The 18,093-nt window shown below is 68.2% G+C and carries 19 protein-coding genes and 2 tRNA genes; 6 read left to right on the top strand and 15 right to left on the bottom strand.

Annotated features, from left to right (window positions below; genetic code table 11):
• The coding region (locus AB0F44_RS06425) for a hypothetical protein (RefSeq protein WP_357353734.1) at positions 1-190 on the top strand (190 nt) is incomplete at its 5' end.
• A gap of 3 nt (positions 191-193) precedes the next feature.
• On the opposite strand, the gene AB0F44_RS06420 is transcribed toward AB0F44_RS06425, so the two are convergent.
• The 5 genes from AB0F44_RS06420 to AB0F44_RS06400 all read right to left on the bottom strand — a co-directional run bounded on the left by AB0F44_RS06420 (position 194) and on the right by AB0F44_RS06400 (position 5,013).
• Entirely contained in the window at positions 194-1,099 is a 906-nt protein-coding gene (locus AB0F44_RS06420) for a hypothetical protein (protein ID WP_357353733.1), read from the bottom strand.
• A 140-nt stretch (positions 1,100-1,239) separates the two neighbouring features.
• Positions 1,240-2,532, bottom strand: coding sequence for an ATP-dependent Clp protease ATP-binding subunit ClpX (gene clpX, locus AB0F44_RS06415; RefSeq protein ID WP_141803564.1), 1,293 nt, complete (start codon positions 2,530-2,532; stop codon positions 1,240-1,242).
• 100 nt (positions 2,533-2,632) lie between these two features.
• Positions 2,633-3,238, bottom strand: a complete 606-nt coding sequence (locus AB0F44_RS06410) for an ATP-dependent Clp protease proteolytic subunit (protein ID WP_091049270.1) — start codon at positions 3,236-3,238, stop codon at positions 2,633-2,635.
• Positions 3,239-3,242: 4 nt separating this feature from the next.
• Positions 3,243-3,830, bottom strand: a complete 588-nt coding sequence (locus tag AB0F44_RS06405; protein ID WP_355020658.1) for an ATP-dependent Clp protease proteolytic subunit — start codon at positions 3,828-3,830, stop codon at positions 3,243-3,245.
• A 196-nt stretch (positions 3,831-4,026) separates the two neighbouring features.
• On the bottom strand, positions 4,027-5,013 hold the full coding sequence (locus AB0F44_RS06400; RefSeq protein ID WP_357353730.1) for a hypothetical protein: 987 nt from the start codon (positions 5,011-5,013) through the stop codon (positions 4,027-4,029).
• 209 nt (positions 5,014-5,222) lie between these two features.
• Here AB0F44_RS06400 and AB0F44_RS06395 point away from each other — a divergent pair, with 209 nt between their 5' ends.
• A complete protein-coding gene (locus AB0F44_RS06395) occupies positions 5,223-5,978 on the top strand; it encodes a hypothetical protein (protein WP_357353728.1) in 756 nt (251 codons plus the stop codon).
• A gap of 71 nt (positions 5,979-6,049) precedes the next feature.
• Here AB0F44_RS06395 and tig read toward each other — a convergent pair whose 3' ends face one another.
• The 7 genes from tig to AB0F44_RS06360 form a co-directional block, all read right to left on the bottom strand.
• The gene (gene tig, locus AB0F44_RS06390) at positions 6,050-7,438 is read right to left on the bottom strand and encodes a trigger factor (protein WP_357353726.1); all 1,389 of its coding nucleotides are present in this window, start codon (positions 7,436-7,438) and stop codon (positions 6,050-6,052) included.
• A gap of 57 nt (positions 7,439-7,495) precedes the next feature.
• A tRNA-Pro gene (locus AB0F44_RS06385) sits at positions 7,496-7,568 on the bottom strand.
• 35 nt (positions 7,569-7,603) lie between these two features.
• Positions 7,604-7,677, bottom strand: a tRNA-Gly gene (locus tag AB0F44_RS06380).
• 105 nt (positions 7,678-7,782) lie between these two features.
• Complete coding sequence (locus AB0F44_RS06375) at positions 7,783-8,859, bottom strand: PP2C family protein-serine/threonine phosphatase (protein ID WP_357353724.1); 1,077 nt, start codon at positions 8,857-8,859, stop codon at positions 7,783-7,785.
• 66 nt (positions 8,860-8,925) lie between these two features.
• Positions 8,926-9,768, bottom strand: a complete 843-nt coding sequence (locus tag AB0F44_RS06370) for a DNA-formamidopyrimidine glycosylase family protein (protein ID WP_357353722.1) — start codon at positions 9,766-9,768, stop codon at positions 8,926-8,928.
• Positions 9,769-9,775: 7 nt separating this feature from the next.
• Positions 9,776-10,294: a ribose-5-phosphate isomerase gene (locus tag AB0F44_RS06365; protein ID WP_141803557.1), complete on the bottom strand. Its 519-nt coding sequence runs from the start codon at positions 10,292-10,294 to the stop codon at positions 9,776-9,778.
• Between the two features lie 367 nt (positions 10,295-10,661).
• Entirely contained in the window at positions 10,662-10,982 is a 321-nt protein-coding gene (locus AB0F44_RS06360) for an HNH endonuclease signature motif containing protein (protein ID WP_357353720.1), read from the bottom strand.
• An 888-nt stretch (positions 10,983-11,870) separates the two neighbouring features.
• Between AB0F44_RS06360 and AB0F44_RS06355 the strand changes: the two genes are divergently transcribed.
• Positions 11,871-13,094 carry an inositol monophosphatase family protein gene (locus AB0F44_RS06355; RefSeq protein ID WP_357353718.1) on the top strand — a complete coding sequence of 408 codons (1,224 nt, stop codon included), beginning with the start codon at positions 11,871-11,873 and terminating at the stop codon, positions 13,092-13,094.
• A gap of 10 nt (positions 13,095-13,104) precedes the next feature.
• Here the strand turns inward: AB0F44_RS06355 and AB0F44_RS06350 are convergent, their stop codons facing one another.
• Genes AB0F44_RS06350 through AB0F44_RS06340 form a run of 3 tightly spaced genes read right to left on the bottom strand, consistent with a single transcriptional unit; the run spans position 13,105 to position 15,231 of the window.
• Positions 13,105-13,677, bottom strand: a complete 573-nt coding sequence (locus tag AB0F44_RS06350) for a hypothetical protein (RefSeq protein WP_357353716.1) — start codon at positions 13,675-13,677, stop codon at positions 13,105-13,107.
• A 19-nt stretch (positions 13,678-13,696) separates the two neighbouring features.
• The gene (locus AB0F44_RS06345; protein ID WP_357353714.1) at positions 13,697-14,341 is read right to left on the bottom strand and encodes a class I SAM-dependent methyltransferase; all 645 of its coding nucleotides are present in this window, start codon (positions 14,339-14,341) and stop codon (positions 13,697-13,699) included.
• Positions 14,338-15,231, bottom strand: a complete 894-nt coding sequence (locus AB0F44_RS06340; protein ID WP_357353712.1) for an alpha/beta hydrolase — start codon at positions 15,229-15,231, stop codon at positions 14,338-14,340. The genes AB0F44_RS06345 and AB0F44_RS06340 overlap by 4 nt, the downstream gene beginning before the upstream one ends.
• 45 nt (positions 15,232-15,276) lie before the next feature.
• On the opposite strand from AB0F44_RS06340, the gene cls reads away from it, so the two are divergent.
• The 3 genes from cls to AB0F44_RS06325 all read left to right on the top strand — a co-directional run bounded on the left by cls (position 15,277) and on the right by AB0F44_RS06325 (position 18,049).
• Positions 15,277-16,725 (top strand): cardiolipin synthase, encoded by a 1,449-nt coding sequence (cls, locus tag AB0F44_RS06335; protein WP_357353710.1) that lies wholly within the window; start codon positions 15,277-15,279, stop codon positions 16,723-16,725.
• A gap of 71 nt (positions 16,726-16,796) precedes the next feature.
• Positions 16,797-17,078, top strand: coding sequence for a hypothetical protein (locus tag AB0F44_RS06330; RefSeq protein ID WP_357353708.1), 282 nt, complete (start codon positions 16,797-16,799; stop codon positions 17,076-17,078).
• Complete coding sequence (locus tag AB0F44_RS06325) at positions 17,075-18,049, top strand: hypothetical protein (protein ID WP_357353706.1); 975 nt, start codon at positions 17,075-17,077, stop codon at positions 18,047-18,049. The genes AB0F44_RS06330 and AB0F44_RS06325 overlap by 4 nt, the downstream gene beginning before the upstream one ends.
• The last annotated feature ends 44 nt before the right edge of the window (positions 18,050-18,093 follow it).

Here is an 18,093-nt window from a genome sequence, read left to right as displayed (position 1 = left end):
CGGCGCGTTCCTGATGATCGCGACCACGGCGATCGACATCGGCAAGGCCGTCATCTTCTTCCCCGTCCTGGAGCGCAACGGCCGGACCGCATCGCGGTCCGGGGCCTGCTTCGTCCCTCACTCCAGCCAAGCGCCCGGGGGGACTCGCTCGGCCGGTCACTCTGGCGTGGTGCAGTCGCCATCGGAGTGATCCCTACTGCACCGACTTCTCGGCACAAGTCTGGTCGTCCTTGCTGCCTTCCTTCGGCTCCTGCTCCGGCTCCGGTGCATCCGTCGTCTCAACATCGGACTGCTCAGTGTCGGACGGCTCAGCGGATTCGGTGGCGGCCTCGGGATCGGCTGCGGGCGACGACCCTACCGGTGTCTTCGGCTCAGCGCACGCCTCATCGCACTCCGGCGTGGCCCCCGGTTCGGAAGCGTCGTTCGCTCCCGGCAACGTCTTCACGTCCTCGGTGATCGCGGCGGTGAGCTCGCAGGCGTCCTCGATGACCCGTTCGGCCTCGGACTCCTGCTTGGTCGACTCCGCGTCGGGCTCCTTCGACTCCGCCGTCTCCTCATCGGTCTCCCGGTCTTCCTTGGGCTCTTCCAGCGGAAGATCCTCGACCGGGACGCCGGCGTCGGCAGCGATCAGCTGCCGCAGGAACATCGGCACCGCCTCGTCGACGGGGCGGGCGTCCTCCTCGGCCACGAACGGCCACAGCAGCGGCGCCATGATCCCCGGGATCGGTCCCACGGACGGGACCAGCTTGGGGGGCTTGCCATTGCCCTCGTCCTCACCGGGGTCGGCGGGCGTCGTCGGCTCCTCGGAGGGCGATGCGTCAGGCTGCTCGGCGGGCGCGGACGGCGCCCTGTCGGGCTTCTCGTCGTCCCGGCGCTCCGGCTGGGCGGAGTCCTCCCGGTCGTTCTCCCGGTCCGCATCGGGCGTGGTGCTGGGGATCGTCGATACCCCGGAGACGCCGGGAGACGGCGCCGGCGGGATCACGGTGAAGTCGGCCTGGCCCGAGAGCGTACGCGGCACCCGGTGCAATGCGGAGACGTCCGGGCTGAGGGTCTGGATGACCACGAGCAGGCCGATGAGCACTACGGCGGCGTAGGCCATAACCGGGCCCCTCTGGAACCTCACGTGCCCACTTCCCTACCGAGTGACGGAGCTGGAAAGGTACAGATGATCATCAGTGCGTATTGTGTCCGACCGCCCGGGCCAATACAGACCCGGGCGGCGAAAATGACCCAAACGGGCTACGCGGACTTCTTCTTGGTTTCCTTCTCGCGAGGAACCAGGGTCGGCATCTCGCCGTCGTCGACCACCTCGCGGGTGACGATGACCTTGCCGACGTCGCCGCGGGAGGGCACGTCGTACATCACGTAGAGGAGGACTTCTTCGATGATCGCCCGCAGGCCACGGGCACCGGTGCCACGCTCGAGGGCCTTGTCGGCGATGGCGGTGATGGCATCCTCGGTGAACTCGAGGTCGACACCGTCGAGGTCGAAGAGCTTCTGGTACTGCTTCACCAGCGCGTTGCGCGGCTCGGTGAGGATCTGGACCAGCGCGGCCTGGTCGAGCTTCTCGACGCTCGCGATCAGCGGCAGCCGGCCGATGAACTCCGGGATCAGCCCGAACTTGGTGAGGTCCTCGGGACGCACCAGCTTCAGCAGGTCCTCGGACTCCTTCTCGGCCTTGCCACGCACCTCGGCGGTGAAGCCGAGGGTCTTCTTGCCGACCCGCTGCTCGATGATGTGCTCCAGACCGGCGAACGCGCCACCCACCACGAAGAGGATGTTGGTGGTGTCGATCTGGATGAACTCCTGGTGCGGGTGCTTGCGGCCGCCCTGCGGCGGCACCGAGGCGGTGGTGCCCTCGATGATCTTCAGCAGCGCCTGCTGCACGCCCTCACCGGAGACGTCGCGCGTGATCGAGGGGTTCTCCGCCTTGCGGGCCACCTTGTCGATCTCGTCGATGTAGATGATGCCCGTCTCGGCCTTCTTGACGTCGTAGTCGGCGGCCTGGATCAGCTTGAGGAGGATGTTCTCGACGTCCTCACCGACGTAGCCCGCCTCGGTCAGCGCGGTGGCGTCCGCGATCGCGAACGGCACGTTGAGCATCCGGGCCAGCGTCTGCGCCAGGTAGGTCTTGCCGCAGCCGGTCGGACCGATCACCAAGATGTTGGACTTGGCGACCTCGACCTGCTCCTCCTTGGCGTGCTTGCCGGGGCCCTGCGGGCCGCCGGGCTGCAGGCCGGCCTGGACGCGCTTGTAGTGGTTGTAGACCGCCACCGCGAGCGACTTCTTCGCCTGCTCCTGGCCGATGACGTAGGAGTTGAGGAAGTCGAAGATCTCCTTCGGCTTGGGGAGGTCGGCGATCTCCACCTCGGAGCCCTCGTTGAGCTCCTCCTCGATGATCTCGTTGCAGAGGTCGATGCACTCGTCGCAGATGTAGACGCCCGGACCCGCGATGAGCTTCTTGACCTGCTTCTGGCTCTTCCCGCAGAAGGAGCACTTCAGCAGGTCACCTCCGTCGCCGATGCGTGCCACGAGTGGCCTTCCTTCCCCGACTTGTGCTGCTAGGTCCGAATAGTTACTGACGGTACCCCGCGCCGCGCCTTCAGTGTGGGAGCGGCGCGGGGCCCGATGGTCAAACGAGAGCGGGCGTCTTGAGCGACTCGAGCACCGAGTCGATCAGGCCGTACTCGACCGCCTGAGCGGCGGTGAGGATCTTGTCTCGCTCGATGTCGTGGCTGACCTCGTCCATCGACTTGCCGCTGTGGTCGGCGATCATCTTCTCGAGCAGCTCACGCATCCGCAGGATCTCGTTGGCCTGGATCTCGATGTCCGAGGTCTGGCCGAAGGTGCCCTCGGTGTAGGGCTGGTGGATCAGGATGCGGCTGTTGGGCAGCGCCATCCGCTTGCCGTGCGCACCAGCGCCGAGCAGGATCGCGGCGGCCGAGGCGGCCTGGCCGATGCAGACGGTCTGCACGTCCGGCTTGATGAACTGCATCGTGTCGTAGATCGCGGTGCAGGCCGTGAACGAGCCACCGGGGCTGTTGATGTAGATCGAGATGTCCTGGTCCGGGTTCATCGACTGCAGGCAGAGCAGCTGGGCGATGACCGCGTTGGCGACATCGTCGCTGATCGGGGTGCCCAGGTAGATGATCCGGTCCTCGAAGAGCTTGGCGTAGGGGTCGATCCGGCGGACGCCGTACGACGTACGCTCCTCCCACTGCGGGATGTAGTAGTTCATGTCCTCAGTCCTTCTTGTGAGCGGGTCGGCCCTCGTCGGAGGCTTCCTTGGCGCTCCGGATGACCTGGTCGACCAGGCCGTAGTCGAGAGCTTCGGCGGCGGTGAACCAGCGGTCGCGGTCAGCGTCCGTGGTGACCTGCTCGACGCTCTGGCCGGTGTGCTCGCTGATCAGCTCGAGCAGCACCTTCTTGATGTGCAGCGACTGCTGGGCCTGGATCTTGATGTCGGAGGCCGAGCCACCCATGCCCGAGGAGGGCTGGTGCATCATGATCCGCGCGTGCGGCAGCGCGTAGCGCTTGCCCTTCGCGCCGGCGCACAGCAGGAACTGGCCCATCGAGGCGGCCAGACCCATGCCGACGGTGGCGACGTCGTTGGGGATGTAGTGCATCGTGTCGTAGATGGCCATACCGGCATCCACCGAACCACCGGGCGAGTTGATGTGAAGGAAGATGTCGGCCTCGGGGTCCTCCGCGGAGAGCAGCAGGAGCTGCGCGCAGATCGCGTTGGCGTTCTGGTCGCGGACCTCGGAGCCGAGGAAGACGATGCGCTCCCGCAGCAGTCGGTTGTAGATGTTGTCGTCGAGAAGGCTCAGACCGCCGCCGTTGCCGCCTAGGCTCGGGGAGAGCCCTGGGGCACCGGCATGAGCGTCAGCCGCGCTGGAGTCGATGTTCACAGGATCGACACTAGCCGCCACATCCAGTTGTTCCACGGCTGGTGTGCCATTGTTCGCCGACGGCAGAACTATTGGCGATCGCGTCGCAATCCGAGCGGCGCCGCGATTCCCACGGCTACGCCAGCCAGCGCAGCAGGGCGTCGTGAACCGCCGGATGGTTCGACAACGGCGTCTCGGCGGTCGAGAGCGTGAAGCGCTCCGCCGTCGGGAACAGGTCGCGCACCCGGCGCGACCGCAGCGGCGTCTTGTGGCGCCACCACAGCATCTCCCCGAAGAGTCGTCCGACCCGGTTGGGGCGCGAGGTCGCCTTGTCCGTGACCAGGAGATAGTCCACGTCCGGGCGCGGCGGGAGCATCGCCTCGTCGGCCCCGACGACCGCGATCCCGGCGAGGTGCTCGTCGAGCTGCTTGCCGACCCCACCCGAGATCGGGGCGGAGGTGACTGCATAGGGAGTCGTGCCGAGGGCGATCAGCTCGGAGACGTACGTCGTCCACGGCCGCGCCCCGGCAGTGGCCACCCCGAGCGCGTTGCGGGCGATCAGACCACCACCGGCGTAGCCGACCAGGACGATGCGCGGCGAGCCGGGAAGGGCGTCGACGCACTCCTGGATCCGGCTGCTGAGCGCCACTGCGGCGGGCACCGACTTGCTGCCGGCGGACACGTGCACGTGCAGCGGCATCCAGCCGAGCAGCTCGGCGAGCCGGTCTGCGTACGTCGCGCCGGTCGCCTGGGAGCCCTCGTCCCAGACGGTCTCGTCCTTGCCCACCGGTGGGATCAGGACCAGGATCCGAGGGCTCGTCCCGACCTGCTGCTGGGCGGCGGCCCATTCCTTCGGGCTGACCATGCGGCCCTGGTGCCGGATCGCGACGGCGGGCCCGGAGTCGGCGTTGACGACACCGCGGATGATCGGCGTCGCGAGCGCGAAGGGGGCCGCGAACGGGCGGCGCGCGAAGGCCGTGATGCGCCAGGCCAGCTTCGCCAGACCGACGAGGCCGGCCACCTTGCCCTGACCGCGGTCGAGCTGCTCCTCGGTGTCGGGGTCCACCGGGGCGTCCTCGACGTTGAGGACAACGGCGCGGACGGTCTCAGGGCTGGAGGTCACGCTGGCAGCGTAGGGCCTACGCTGCGCCGACAGGATCACCTGTGCCCACTGGCTGGCATGTCTGTGTCTCAGATCACACGGCCGGGACCGCATTCAGTACGTTTGCGTTCACTCGCGCGTCTGATGTCTGTGATGCTGTTGTTACTGGTGTTGCGTGACGATGGCGGTCTTCCCGGGTTACCGTCGGATAGGGAAGGGGGTGTCCGGGCGTGAGCGACGAGAAGGAATCACACTGCCAGTCGTGCGGCGATGCCCTGCTGCCCGGGGCCATCTACTGCATCGGCTGCGGCACCCCGCTCCTGGCTCCCCCGGAGCAGCACCGTCCGCTCTTCGTGGACGAGCTCGGCGACGAGACGGCAGGTCGCAGCACGCGGGGATACTTCTTCGACGACGCTCCTCCGCCCCCGGAGCGACGGAAGGGCCGCACCGCCCCGATCCTGGTGATGATCGTGGTGCTGGTGCTCGTCGCCGGCGTGCTCGGGTTCATCTTCGGCAAGGACGGGAACGGACCCGTGCAGTCCGAGGCGGAGCCGGAGCCTTCGACCAGCCCCACCACGAGCGAGCCGTCGAGCGTGCCCTCCGTGGACCCGAACGCCCCGCCGGAGGACCAGCTGCTCCGCATCTCCCGCCTCGACACCGAGGCGGCCACCAAGCTCATCGGCACCTGGAACCCGCAGCTCGCGGCGGTCGGTGCCGGCGACGGCGGCGACGCCGACTGGCACCAGGCGCTGAGCCGCTACCAGAAGATCAAGACCCACCACCCCGACGCGCTGCTCCTCGACACCGGCGAGTGGCCGAGCTCGTACGTGAAATCGGGGATGTACGCCGTCGTGGTCCCCCGTCCCAGCGACACCTCCACGCCCGCGCTGGAGTGGTGTGTCGAGCAGGGCCTGTCGAAGACCGACTGTGCGGCCAAGCACCTGGAGGTCTCGGGCGACCCGACGGACAACTTCGACGCCCAATAGCCCCGACTCGCACGAAAACGACAGCGCCCCCGCCGCGAGGCAGGGGCGCTGTGACGTACGTCTGAGGGTGATCAGGCGTCGGCCTTCTCGGTCTCCTCGGGAGCCTCGGCCTCAGCCTCGGGCTCGTCCTCACCGATGGTGCCATCGGGGCGGAGGTTCTTCAGCTCGACGTGGTTGCCGGACTCGTCGGTGACCTTGGCGGCCTCGACGAGCTGGGCGAGCGCCTTGCCGCGCAGGATCTCCTGGACCAGCTCGGGCACGTGGTTGTGCTCGAGCATGTGGTTGACGAACTCCTGCGGGTCCTGGCCGGACTGCTGCGCACGGCGCATCATGTGCTCGGTCAGCTCCTGCTGCTCGACCCCGATCTCCTTCTCCTTGGCGATCTGGTCGAGGATCAGCTGGGCGGCGACAGCGTCACGAACGCGGCGCTCGAGGTCAGCCTCGAACTCCTCGATCGTCTGCTCCTCGTCCTCGAGGTACTTCTCGAAGGTGAGGCCGGCGAAGCCGAGCTGCTGCTCGATGCCCTCGCGGCGCGCGTTGAGCTCGTCGGTGACGATGCTCTCCGGCAGCGGGATCTCGAGCTGCTCCAGGAGCGCCTCGAGGACGGCGTCACGGGCGGCGGCGGCCTGCTCGAGGCGCTTGCCGTTGCCGAGGCGGCCGCGGACGTCCTCCTCGAGCTCCTTGACGGTGTCGAACTCGCTGGCGAGCTGGGCGAAGTCGTCGTCGTACGCCGGGAGCTCCTGCTCCTGCACCTGGTTGACGGTGACGTTGACGTCGACCTCCTGGCCGATCAGCTCACCGCCCACGAGGGTGCTCTTGAAGTCCTTGGACTCGCCGGCGGAGAGACCGACGATGGCCTCGTCCAGGCCGTCGAGCATGCCGCCCTTGCCGACCTGGTAGCTCATCCCGACGGCCTCGGCGCCCTCGACGTCCTCGCCGTCCTTGGTCGCCTTCAGGTCGATGACCACGAAGTCGCCGTCAGCGGCGGCGCGCTCGACGTCCTTGAGGGTGCCGAAGCGCTCGCGCATCGCCTGGATCTGCTCCTCGACGTCAGCGTCGGTGAGCTCGATGTCCTCGACCTTGGCCTCGATGCCCTCGTAGTCGGGCAGCGTGATCTCGGGCTTGACGTCGACCTCGGCGGTGAACTCCAGCGTCTCGTTGTCCTCGAGCTTGGTGACCTCGATCTCGGGCTGCGCGAGCGGCTCGAGCGAGTTCTCCTGGAGGGCGTCGAAGTACATCTGCGGGAGGACGTTGTTGACCGCCTCGGAGAGCACCGCACCGCGGCCGACCTGCTTGTCGATCACCTGGGGCGGGACCTTGCCCCGGCGGAAGCCGGGGACGTTGATCTGCTTGGCGATCTGCTTGTACGCCGCGTCGAGGCTCGGCTTGAGCTCCTCGAAGGGCACCTCGACGGTCAGCTTGGCCCGGGTCGGGCTCAACGTCTCGACGGCGCTCTTCACAGGGTGTCTCCTGTCGTTTGTTTCTGAGAATGATGTCGCGTGCAGGGGGATGAAATGTCGGGGCGACAGGACTCGAACCTGCGGTCTCCTGCTCCCAAAGCAGGCGCGCTAGCCACTACGCTACGCCCCGTCAAGGGCCCCTCCCCAATCAGCGGGAATGGCACTTGGAGCGGATGACGGGAATCGAACCCGCGTAATCAGTTTGGAAGACTGAGGCTCTACCATTGAGCTACATCCGCGCACGCGAGAGCCAGCGCCCTCGTGCGACCTGCGAAATCCTGCCATAGATCTGGCTCACACCTGTAACCGGCTCCCCTACCGGCCGGTTCGCACGCTCGGTTCGGTCACCTGCGCCCGACCGCGACGAGCGCGCGATCGTCGGAGCTGGCGCTCAGTCCCTCGAGCAGACGGCGCGCTCCCCCGCCTCGGCCGGTGACCGCGAGATGGTCTGCCGTGGCGACCAGGTTGCTGATGCCGCGCTCGAGATCGACGCCTCGCGCCTCCACGACGCCGTCGGTGTAGAGCATCACCATGTCGCCCACCCCGAGCACTCCCTCGCAGGCGTCGAACTCGACGTCGTCGATGAGCCCCAACACGGGGCCGTTGCTCTCGGCCTCCTCCCAGCGGCCGGTGGCGGCACGGCGTAGGAGCGCGGGCGGGTGGCCGGCCGTACGGATCTCGTACGCACCGTTGCCGAGGTCGATCGAGAGGTAGACCGCGGTCGCGAAGCCCTCCTGCCAGTCCTGGCGCAGCAGGTAGCGGTTGGCGGCCGGCAGGAACTCGCCTGGCGGTACCGCGCCGAGGAGGCCACCGAACGCACCGGACAGCTGAAGTGCTCTGGTGCCCGCACGCTCCCCCTTACCGGAGACGTCGACGACCACGATCTCCAGCCGGTCGGCCTCCCGCGCGGCCACCACGAAGTCACCGGCGAACCGGGTGCCGCCCGCCGGTAGGACGGCCGAGTCCGCGAGCCATCCCGGAGGCATCGGGGGGATCGCACCCTGGTCGAGCTTGTGGGTCAGGTCGAGCAGCATCAGCTCGTCGTTCAATCCGCCCACCCCGAGGTAGGTGCGGCGCATCGCGACGAACAACACGATCGCGCCGAGCAGGAAGTGCACACCGATGGCGGCGGCGTCCCGGTCGGAGAGCGTCACCTGGCTGGCGGCGAGCACGATCATCACCATCACGAAGACGACGAACCAGCTGAGCGTACGCGGCCCGAGCAGCACCGCTCCAAGCAGCAACGGCACGGTGAGGACCGCCACCGGGACCACCTGCAGCCAGCCGGTCTGAGCCGCGGCGAGGACCGTCAGGACGATGGTGAGCAGCCCGAGCCACAGCACCGCTCGCAGCTCCGGGTCACGGAACCTGCGGCGGATCGCGTTGCTCCGCAGGCGGTCTGCGAAGGCATGGCTCGACATGGCCTCACTCTAGGTCTCGTGGTGGGGGCTGCGTGGTCGTTCTCGCAGGCCGGAGAGTAGTGCGGGCTACTTCTTTACGCTCGTCCGGGGCCGGTACGTGCGCTGGCACTTCGGGCACCAGAACAGGTTGCGCTGCTGCAGCTCGGTGGTGCGTACCTTCGTGCCGCACACCAGGCACGGCTGGCCGTGGCGGCGGTAGACGTAGACCTCGCCGCCGTGGTCGTCCTTGCGCGGCGGACGGCCCATCGCCTCGGGCGTGTGCTCGTCGCGGACGGTGTCGATGCGGTTCCTCTGGACGCCGAGCTTCATCAGCTCGACCAGGTCGTCCCAGATGGCGTCCCACTGCTGCCTGCGCAGGGTGTTGCCGGGCCGCATCGGGTCGATCCGGTGCCGGAAGAGCACCTCGGCCCGGTAGACGTTGCCCACCCCGGCCAGGACGGACTGGTCCATCAGCAGCGCGCCGATGGTCGTACGGCTCCGGCTGATCCGCAGCCACCCCCGGTCTGGGTCGGCGTCGTCGCGCAGCGGGTCCGGGCCGAGCTTCGCAACCACCGCGTCACGCTGGGCCGCGGTGACCAGATTGCATGTGGTGGCACCGCGCAGGTCTGCGTACGTCTCGCTGCCGGTCAGGCGCAGTCGGACCTGGCCGATCGGGAGCGGCGGCTCGCCTGCGTGCGGCTTCAGGTCGAGCTTGCCGTAGAGGCCGAGGTGGATGTGGACGTACTGCTCCCCCGGGAACTCCACGAACAGCTGCTTGCCCCACGCCTCGGCGCCGGCGACGACCTGGCCGTCGAGGAGCGCGGCGGAGTCGGCGAACCGGCCCTGCGGGCTGCTGACCCGGACCTGCTGACCGGCGAAGGCGTCGCTCAGATCGAGCGCGAGGCGGTGGAGGGTGTGCCCCTCGGGCATCCCCGGATCAGTCCTGGTCCTCGGCGGGCCCGAGGCCCTTGGCCGAGTCGGGAAGCGGCGGCCGTACGCCGTCGGCGTCGTAGGCGTGGAGCTGGTCGATGCGGCGTACGTGCCGCTCGTCCTCGCTGAACGGCTCGGCCAGGAAGATCTCGACGAACTTCGTCATGTCCTCGAGGCTGTGCATCCGGCCACCCACCGCGACCACCTGGGCATTGTTGTGGTCACGGGCGAGCTTGGCGGTCTCCTCGCTCCACGCGAGCGCGCAGCGGATGCCGGTCACCTTGTTGGCCGCCATCTGCTCACCGTTGCCCGACCCGCCGATCACGACCCCGAGGCTGTCCAGCCCCTGCTCCCGGTCCCGGACCACTCCCTCGGCCGCCCGGATGCAGAAGACCGGGTAGTCGTCGAGTGCGTCATAGACGAACGGGCCATGGTCGACAGGCTCGTAGCCGAGCTCCGTCAGACGGTTGATCAGGTGGGACTTCAGTTCGAGACCGGCATGGTCACAGCCGATGTGGACGCGCATGCCTCCCATCCTCTCTTACCGCTGCTGGATCTTCGGATTTGGTGGTTGGTGTTTCTTCTTGGGCCTGGGCCGCCGACCCGTTACGGATGGTGTTCTCGCCGGGTCCCGGAGTCAAGGACGGCCTTCGGCCGCCGGCTTCGCCGGTCGCCTTCGGCGATCCTTGACACCGGGACCCGCCGAGAATTTTGGCTCGCTATCGGGTCGGCGGCGGGGTTTGGCGCAGCGGATTCAGTTGGGCACGGGCTTGGGGATCCGAGGCCGGCGGCTCTTGGAGACAGACGGCATCCTCGTGCTTTCACAAGACGATGACACCTTGTGAATGCTTCACAAGGTGTCACGGGCGAGCGGTCGCACCAGAGCAGCTCGCTCAGGTACGCCGGGTGAACCGGATCCGCCCACTCGGGAGCCGCTCATACCCGTAGTTCGGATCGTGGATTCGACGATGGTCACTCGGACACAACAAAACCATGTTCGCGAGGTTGGTGAGGCCGCCTTCGGACCAGGGTTTGAGGTGATGGGCCTCGGTCCAGGCTGCTGGGGCGTCACAGTCTTCGGCTTGGCAGCACTTGTCTCGTAGCCGCAGGGCGCGGTGTTGGACCGGATACGCCAATCGGGCGGTGCGGCCGAAGTTGAGGATCTCGGAGTCGGTGCCGAGGACGACGGGGACGAGGTCGGCGTTGCAGGCCATCCGGCGGGCTTCGGCGGCGGTGATCTGCTCGCCATCGAAGCCGAGGGCTGCGGTGCCGGGTCGGCCTCGACCTGGTCGAGGGCTTGGGTGATCACCCGTGCCTTGTCCTGCGACACCACACCCTCAGCCAGACCAGCCGCCACGAGGTCATACTTCGCTACCCCCGCGGCAAGCTTGATCTGGGAACGGGCCACGGCCTTGTCGACGAGCAGTTCGGTCCGCATCCACCCGGAGGCGTCTTTGGCGCCGGTCTCTTCGGCGAGATCACCAGCCGTGGCGAGCACTCGAAGTTTCAATGCCGCTTGCTGCGCCTGGAGCTTCTCCAACCGCTCCAGCAGATCCTTCTTCTGTCCCGTGCGCCAATAGGCAGGGTCGGTCGCGAGGAGCTCTTGAAGGGCGGACTCGATGGCCTTCAAGGCAGCGTCGATCGCGTCACCGGGGTTGGTGCCCCAGTGGTCGATGTCGCGGCCGAGACTCATCGCCGTCCCTCCCCTCAGAGGTGTGTCGTGATGGGTCTGATTCTACGCCTCCCGCCACCATCCGGCCATCTATTTTCCCAGGTCAAATACAGTTTTAGCGGTGAGCGAACGATCTCGCCTCTGTGGATGGTAAGTGGCCCGAAGGGCCACCCTCCGCCCCCATCAACACCACCCGTCCCAAACAAGAATCCGCTGCGCCACACCCGGGCCGCCGCCCCGATAGCCAGCCAAATCTTTTCTCGACGGGCCCCGGTGTCAAGGACCGCGAAGCGGCCGGCGAAGCCGGCGGCCGAAGGCCGTCCTTTACTCCGGGGATCGTCGAGAAGACCCTCAAAGAAAGGGTCGGCGGCCCACCCCAACCCCGAAAAGCGGTCCGCAAACGACAAACGCACCGATAGATTTCCCCAGCGTGGAGCACTGGACGACGATGGACGAGATCCTCGCGGCAAGATCAAGGTTCGAGTCAGCGATAGACGGCTGGACGCCGCCGAACGCCCACGGCGTAGGCCTCCGCCCATCCACAGCAGCCAACCACGAGCCAGAACATTTCCCCCTGGTCAACGCCTACGGCCACCGCCTCCCAGCGGTGGTCATCGCAACAGTCGTCGGACACAAGCGCGGGACGGCGGCGTACAGACTGACCCGACAGGAGCTCGAGCGAGCGATCGAGCTGATCTCGCCCGCGGAGGCGTACGTCGACTATGACCACCCCAACGTACGGAGCTGGCGTGACAGGATTCTGCCGACGCTGATCGAGGATCCCGAGGCCGAGGTCGTGGCGGTGTTCATCGGCGACGAGCCGGAGGAGTCCCCTGACCCAGCGATCGACGCCTTCCGGGCAGCGTTTCCAGACCAGGCCGTCGCGATCGCGGCGGCGACGGCAGGGGCGGCGGTCGTGAGGGAGATGTACGGCACGGACCCGAGCCACTTCGACAAGTCCCCGACCGACTTCGCGACCGAGGCGGACATCGCCTCGGAGAAGGCGATCCGGGAGACGATCGCGACGTACCGGCCCGACGACGCCTTCGAGGGTGAGGAGACCGGCCGCAGCGGCGACAGCGAGCGGAGATGGTTGGTCGACCCGCTCTGCGGGACCCTCAACTACGCCGCCCAGACCCCGCTCGCCGCGGTGAACGTCGCGCTCGTGACACCAATGGGCGTCGAGACGGCGGTTTCGGCCGATCCGATCAGCGAAGAGATCTTCTGGACCGACGGCACCTCCGCCTGGCTGCGCAAGGGCGGCGGCGACACCGTCCTCACCCCGAGCCCACGCACCCGGCTCGTCGACATCCAGTGCGACGGCCCGCTCGAGCGGCCGTTCGTCGGCGGGCAGCTCGTCGCCGACCCGCGCCTGCGAGCCCACTTCGGCCCGCGCGTGATGTCCTCCACCCTCGCGGTCGCCTGGGTCGCGGCCGGCCGACGGGCGGCGTACGTCACCGATGGCCACCTCGAGGGAAGCGTCCACTTCACCGCCGGCATCGCGCTGTGCCAGGCCGCCGGGTGCGTCGTCACCGACCTCAACGGCGACCCGATCCACACCGGCCGCGGGATGATCGCCGCGGCCGACGCAGCCACCCACCAGATGCTGCTGGACCTGGTCCGCCCGCACCTGGAGGCGGCGGACGGCCCCTGAGCCGCGAGGCTCAGCGCTGCATCAGCGCGTCCATCGCGACGGCGAGGGCAGCGGCGACCCGGAAGTCGACGCGCGGGTCGTGGACGGTGACCGTGTACTTGTCGCGGAAGGCGAAGCGACGCTCGATCGAGATCAGCGGCTGGCCCTCGGCGGACACGTAGTCGAAGTGGATCGGGAGGAAGTCGAGCTCGGTGAAGCGGCGCAGGATGGCGATGACCTGGTTGCGCTCCTGACCCGTGCCGGAGTAGCCCGGACCCTCCACCTGGAAGGTCGAGCGCAGCAGGCTCTTGCCGAAGTCCTTGCGAAAGAAACCCAGCGCCGCCCCGCTCGGGTCGGTGACGTCGTAGCCGGCGTTGAGGTCCATCACCGCACGCGCCTTGAAGGCGAAGACGGCCTGCGACTTCGACTCGTCGGCGTAGAACGTCACCTGCTCCTTGAACGCCAGCCGCTTCTGCTGAGCGAAGGCGAGCACCTGCCCCTCCGAGCCGTCGGCGTTGGCGGCCTGGGCAACGTACTTGTTGGCGAAAGGCGTCACCTTCTGGCGAAGGTAGAAGCGGGGGACGTGGTACGGCTGCTGCGTCATGGGCGCAACCTATCGGTCGTCAGCGACGGCGCGCGACGAGATACGCCTGCGGTGTCCGCTCCCAGTCCTCGGCGGAGCGCACCACGGTCCCGGTGACCTCGAAACCCGCCTCCTCGAGCAGCGCGCTGGTCGCCTCGACCGGGAGCCGGTAGCCGTCGAAGGTGACGTCGTGGCCATACGCGCCGATGTGGCGTACGTGCTCGTCCCCGACCTGGAACGCGGTCACGAACCGGCCGCCACGACGGGTAACCCGGGCGAGCTCGGCGAGGACCTCGGGCCGGCGCGCGGGCGGGGTGTGGATGAGGGAGTACCAGGCCAGCACCCCGGCGAGCTCACCGTCACGGAGCGGGAGACGGGCCATGTCGCCGACCTCGAACCGGAGCGTCGGATGCCGCTCGATGGCCTGCGCGATCATGCCGGTCGACAGGTCGACCCCGAAGACGTCGAGCCCGCGCTCGGCCAAATAGGCCGTCACCCGGCCGGGCCCGCAGCCGATGTCGCCGACGAGCCCGCCACCGTCCTTGCGTACGTAGCTGACGAACGTGTCGAGGACGCCGGCGTCGAACGAGGTCTCGGTGATCGTCGGGTCGACGATCTCGGCGTACGCCTTGGAGACGGTGTCGTAGGCGGCCCGGGTCTCCGTGACGTCGTAAGGCTCCGTCACGGACGACCTCGTACACTGTGCTGGTTCAAGAAGCCGGCAGTCATCGCCATGACGGAGTCCGCTGCAGGGAAGGTCTGGCCGTGGCGCCAGAAGCCGTGGATCTGGCCGACGGCGCGGAAGGCGACCACCTCGACGCCGAGATCGGCCAGGCGGAGCGCGAAGTCCTCGTTCTCGTCGGTGAGGATGTCGCCCTCGGCGCTGACGATCAGCGTCGGCGGCAGGCCGCGAAGCTCCTCGTCAGAGGCGAGATAGGGGCCGAGGTCGGGGTTGCGGAGATCGGCAGCGGTCGAGGCGTACTGCCTCCAGTACCACGCCGCCTCCTCGTTCCAGCCGTCCTCCATCGCGTAGCCCGGGGTGCTCATCGACGGGTCGAGGAACGGGTAGACGAGCACCATCGCGCCGAAGACGCCCGGGTTGCGCAGCGCCGCCACGAGGGCGAGGTTGCCGCCGGCGCTGTCGCCGTGGACGTACGCCGGCAAGGTGCTCAGCAGCGGGTCGTTGGCCAGCCACTTGACGACCGTGTCGGCGTCGTCGGGAGCCGCGGGATAGGGATGCTCGGGAGGCCTGCGGTAGTCGACCGACAGCACCCGCAGCCCGCTCCGGTTGGCCAGCCGCCGGCACGCGGCGTCGTGGACCTCGACGTCGTTGAAGACGAAGCCACCGCCGTGGAGGTGGACGATCACCCCCTCGCGTACGTCCTCGGGCGTGTAGAGCCGGCACGGAACCCCGTCGGCATCGATCCCGGTGACCTCCGCGACCTCCTCCTTCACCTCGGCCGCGGCCATCTTGCGGGCCTGGTCGCGCTGGGCAGCGACATCGACCTCCCAGACCGGCGGCGAGGCCTCCTCGGCGGCGATGGCACGGCGGGCGGCAGGGAAGAGTCGAACCATGTCAGAAGATTCCCACACGAGTGGCGGTGGTGCATGCTGATGCGCATGACAGTGGCGGGGGTCATGGGGACCTCGATCTACATCATCGACCTGCTGGTCAAGGTCATCGCGCTCGGAGTCGTGCCGAAGAACCGGCGTCCGGGCACCGCGATGGCGTGGCTGCTGGCGATCTTCCTGATCCCGGGAGTTGGCCTGATCGGCTACCTGCTGCTCGGGCAGACGCGGCTCGACCGGCGGCGTCACGAGCGGCAGCGGGCGCTCAACGAGGAGGTGCTGAGCTACGTACGCGGTCTACCGAGGACGCCGCACCCGAAGACGATCTCCGAGGTCGACGCGGCCACGATCGAGCTGAACGAACGGCTCGGTTCACTGCCTGCCAGGCCGGGGAACCGGATCGATCTGATCGACGACTACGCGGCCTCCGTCGAGGCGATGACAGCCGCCGTGGACCAGGCAGAGACGTACGTGCACGCGCAGTTCTACATCACCGCCTGCGACCACATGACCGAGCCGTTCTTCGACGCCCTCGACCGGGCCGCGGCGCGTGGCGTGATCGTCCGGCTGCTCCTCGACCACCTGGGCTCGCGCGGCATCCCGGTCTGGCGACAGCTCGTCAAGCGGCTCGACGCCTCCGACATCGACTGGCACCCGCTGCTGCCGATCGACCCTCTCCGCGGCCAGATCCGCCGCCCCGACCTGCGCAACCACCGCAAGCTCCTGGTGGTCGACGGCCGGGTCGCGTTCACGGGCTCGCAGAACCTCATCGAGCCCGGCTACAACAAGCCCAAGAACCACCGGGCCGGTCGCGAGTGGGTCGAGCTGAACGCCCGGATCGAGGGGCCGTTGGTGACTGCGCTGAACGTCGTCTTCGCCAGCGACTGGGACACCGAGACCGGGGAGCTGCTGCGGTCCGAACTCGCCGCCACTGCGCCGCACGCCGGCAACGTGACCGGCCAGATCGTGCCCAGCGGGCCGGGTGTCGACGCCGAGAACAACCTGCGCGCGTTCACCCATCTCATGTACGCCGCCAAGAAGCGGATCTCGATCACCAGCCCCTACTTCGTGCCCGACGAGTCGCTCCTCTACGCCGTCACCACCGCCGCCCGGCGAGGCGTCGCGGTGGAGCTGTTCGTCAGCGAGGGCAAGGACCAGTTCATGGTCTACCACGCCCAGCGCTCCTACTACGAGGCGCTGCTGGAGGCCGGGGTCCGCATCTACCTCTACCCCAAGCCCGCCGTCCTGCACTCCAAGCATTTCAGCATCGACGACGAGGTCGCTGTGCTCGGCTCGAGCAACATGGACATGCGCTCCTTCGCGCTCAACTACGAGATCTCGCTGATGCTCTTCGACGGCGAACCGGTGGCACAGCTGCGCAAGGTCGAGGACAGCTACCGGGCCATCTCGCGCGAGCTGCTGCTCGAGGAGTGGCTCGCGCGGCCGAAGGTCGCGGCGTACGTCGACAACGTGCTGCGCCTCACCGCCGCTCTCCAGTGATCCGGCGAGCACTGCGGCTCGCGGCAAAGAATTCGGGGGCGGGTTCGGCCGGGGCTCCCTAGACTCCCGCCGTGGACCTTCGAGCACGCGCCGCCATGCTCGCGGTCCTGGCCTTCCTTGCCGCCGGCTGCGCGGACCTCCCCAGGGGCGCCGGACCCTCCCCGGCAGCCTCGCACCCTCCGTACGACCCCACTCCGGCCGACTTCGAGGCGGTCGAGGACCTGCTCGCCCAACGCGCGGAAGCGGCCCTGGAGGGCGATGAGGCGGCCTTCCTCGCCACCGTCGACCCCGCGACCGGAAGCTCGTCGACCAGCAGCAGACGATCTTCACCAACCTCCAGCAGCTTCCGATGAAGTCGTTCGCCTACGAGGTGAAGAACCTCGACAGCGCCCCTGACGAGGTCCGCAACGACGGTGTCCTCTTCGCTCCGCAGATCGCCGAGGTGGCGCAGCTCGAGGAGGCCCACCGAGCCCCGGTCTCCAACGCGACGGACATGACTTTCGTGCGCCACGACGGCGGCTGGGTGATCGGGCGGGACCGTGCCGCGCCCGAGGACAGGTACAGCCGGCCGTGGTTCGGCGGTCCGGTCTCAGTGGCGACCGGGCGTTCGGTCGTCGTCGTCACCGAGCGCGACGGTCCCACCGGTGCCGCCGAGCTCCTGGACCGCGTCTCGACGGCACGCGCCGAGATCAAGGAAGCCCTCGGGTCCGTGTGGCGCGGCGAGGAGGGCGAGCCGCCGCTGCTCATCGACGCGACGTACAACGGCCAGCCGCCCGGAGACACCTTCGAGGGCGACGACGGCGCCGCCGCGGTGACCTACTGGGTCGACGCATCCGGGTTCATGTCGGGCTTCGCCGGAGCCGTCGTCAAGGACAACCCGGTCGCGACCAACCGGCTGGCCACGAACGTTCACACGCTGCGCCACGAGCTGAGCCATGTCTACGGTCCGGCATTGGTACCGACCTGGGTCAACGAAGGTCTCGCCGAATACCTCTCCGGCTGCGAGTCCAACATCTGCGGCGAGAACGAGCAGCGCGACAAGCTGCTCGCGCACGAGCGAGCGATCCCGGACGACGAGGAGTGGGGCGAGGACGGGTCGCTCGACTACGCCATCTCCCATGCGGCGGTCTCGTGGCTGATCGACGAGAACGGCGGGCTGGAGAAGTTCCTCGGGTTCTGCAACGACTTCTACCTCCATCTGCCGAGCGGTACCGACGACTTTCACGACGGGACCAGCAAGGCCCTGCAAGAGTCGTACGGCATCACCCAGAAGCAGCTGGTCGACGGCACTTGGGCCTGGTTCGAGCGGCTGCCCTCGGATTGACTGACATCATGCGCCCGAAAACGCCCATCCACGTGGGTATCGAC

This window comes from Nocardioides sp. NPDC023903, from assembly GCF_040639295.1.
Taxonomy (GTDB): Bacteria; Actinomycetota; Actinomycetes; order Propionibacteriales; family Nocardioidaceae; genus Nocardioides.
Note: the sequence above shows the minus strand (reverse complement) of the source record. Positions and strands in the feature narration are given on the sequence as shown.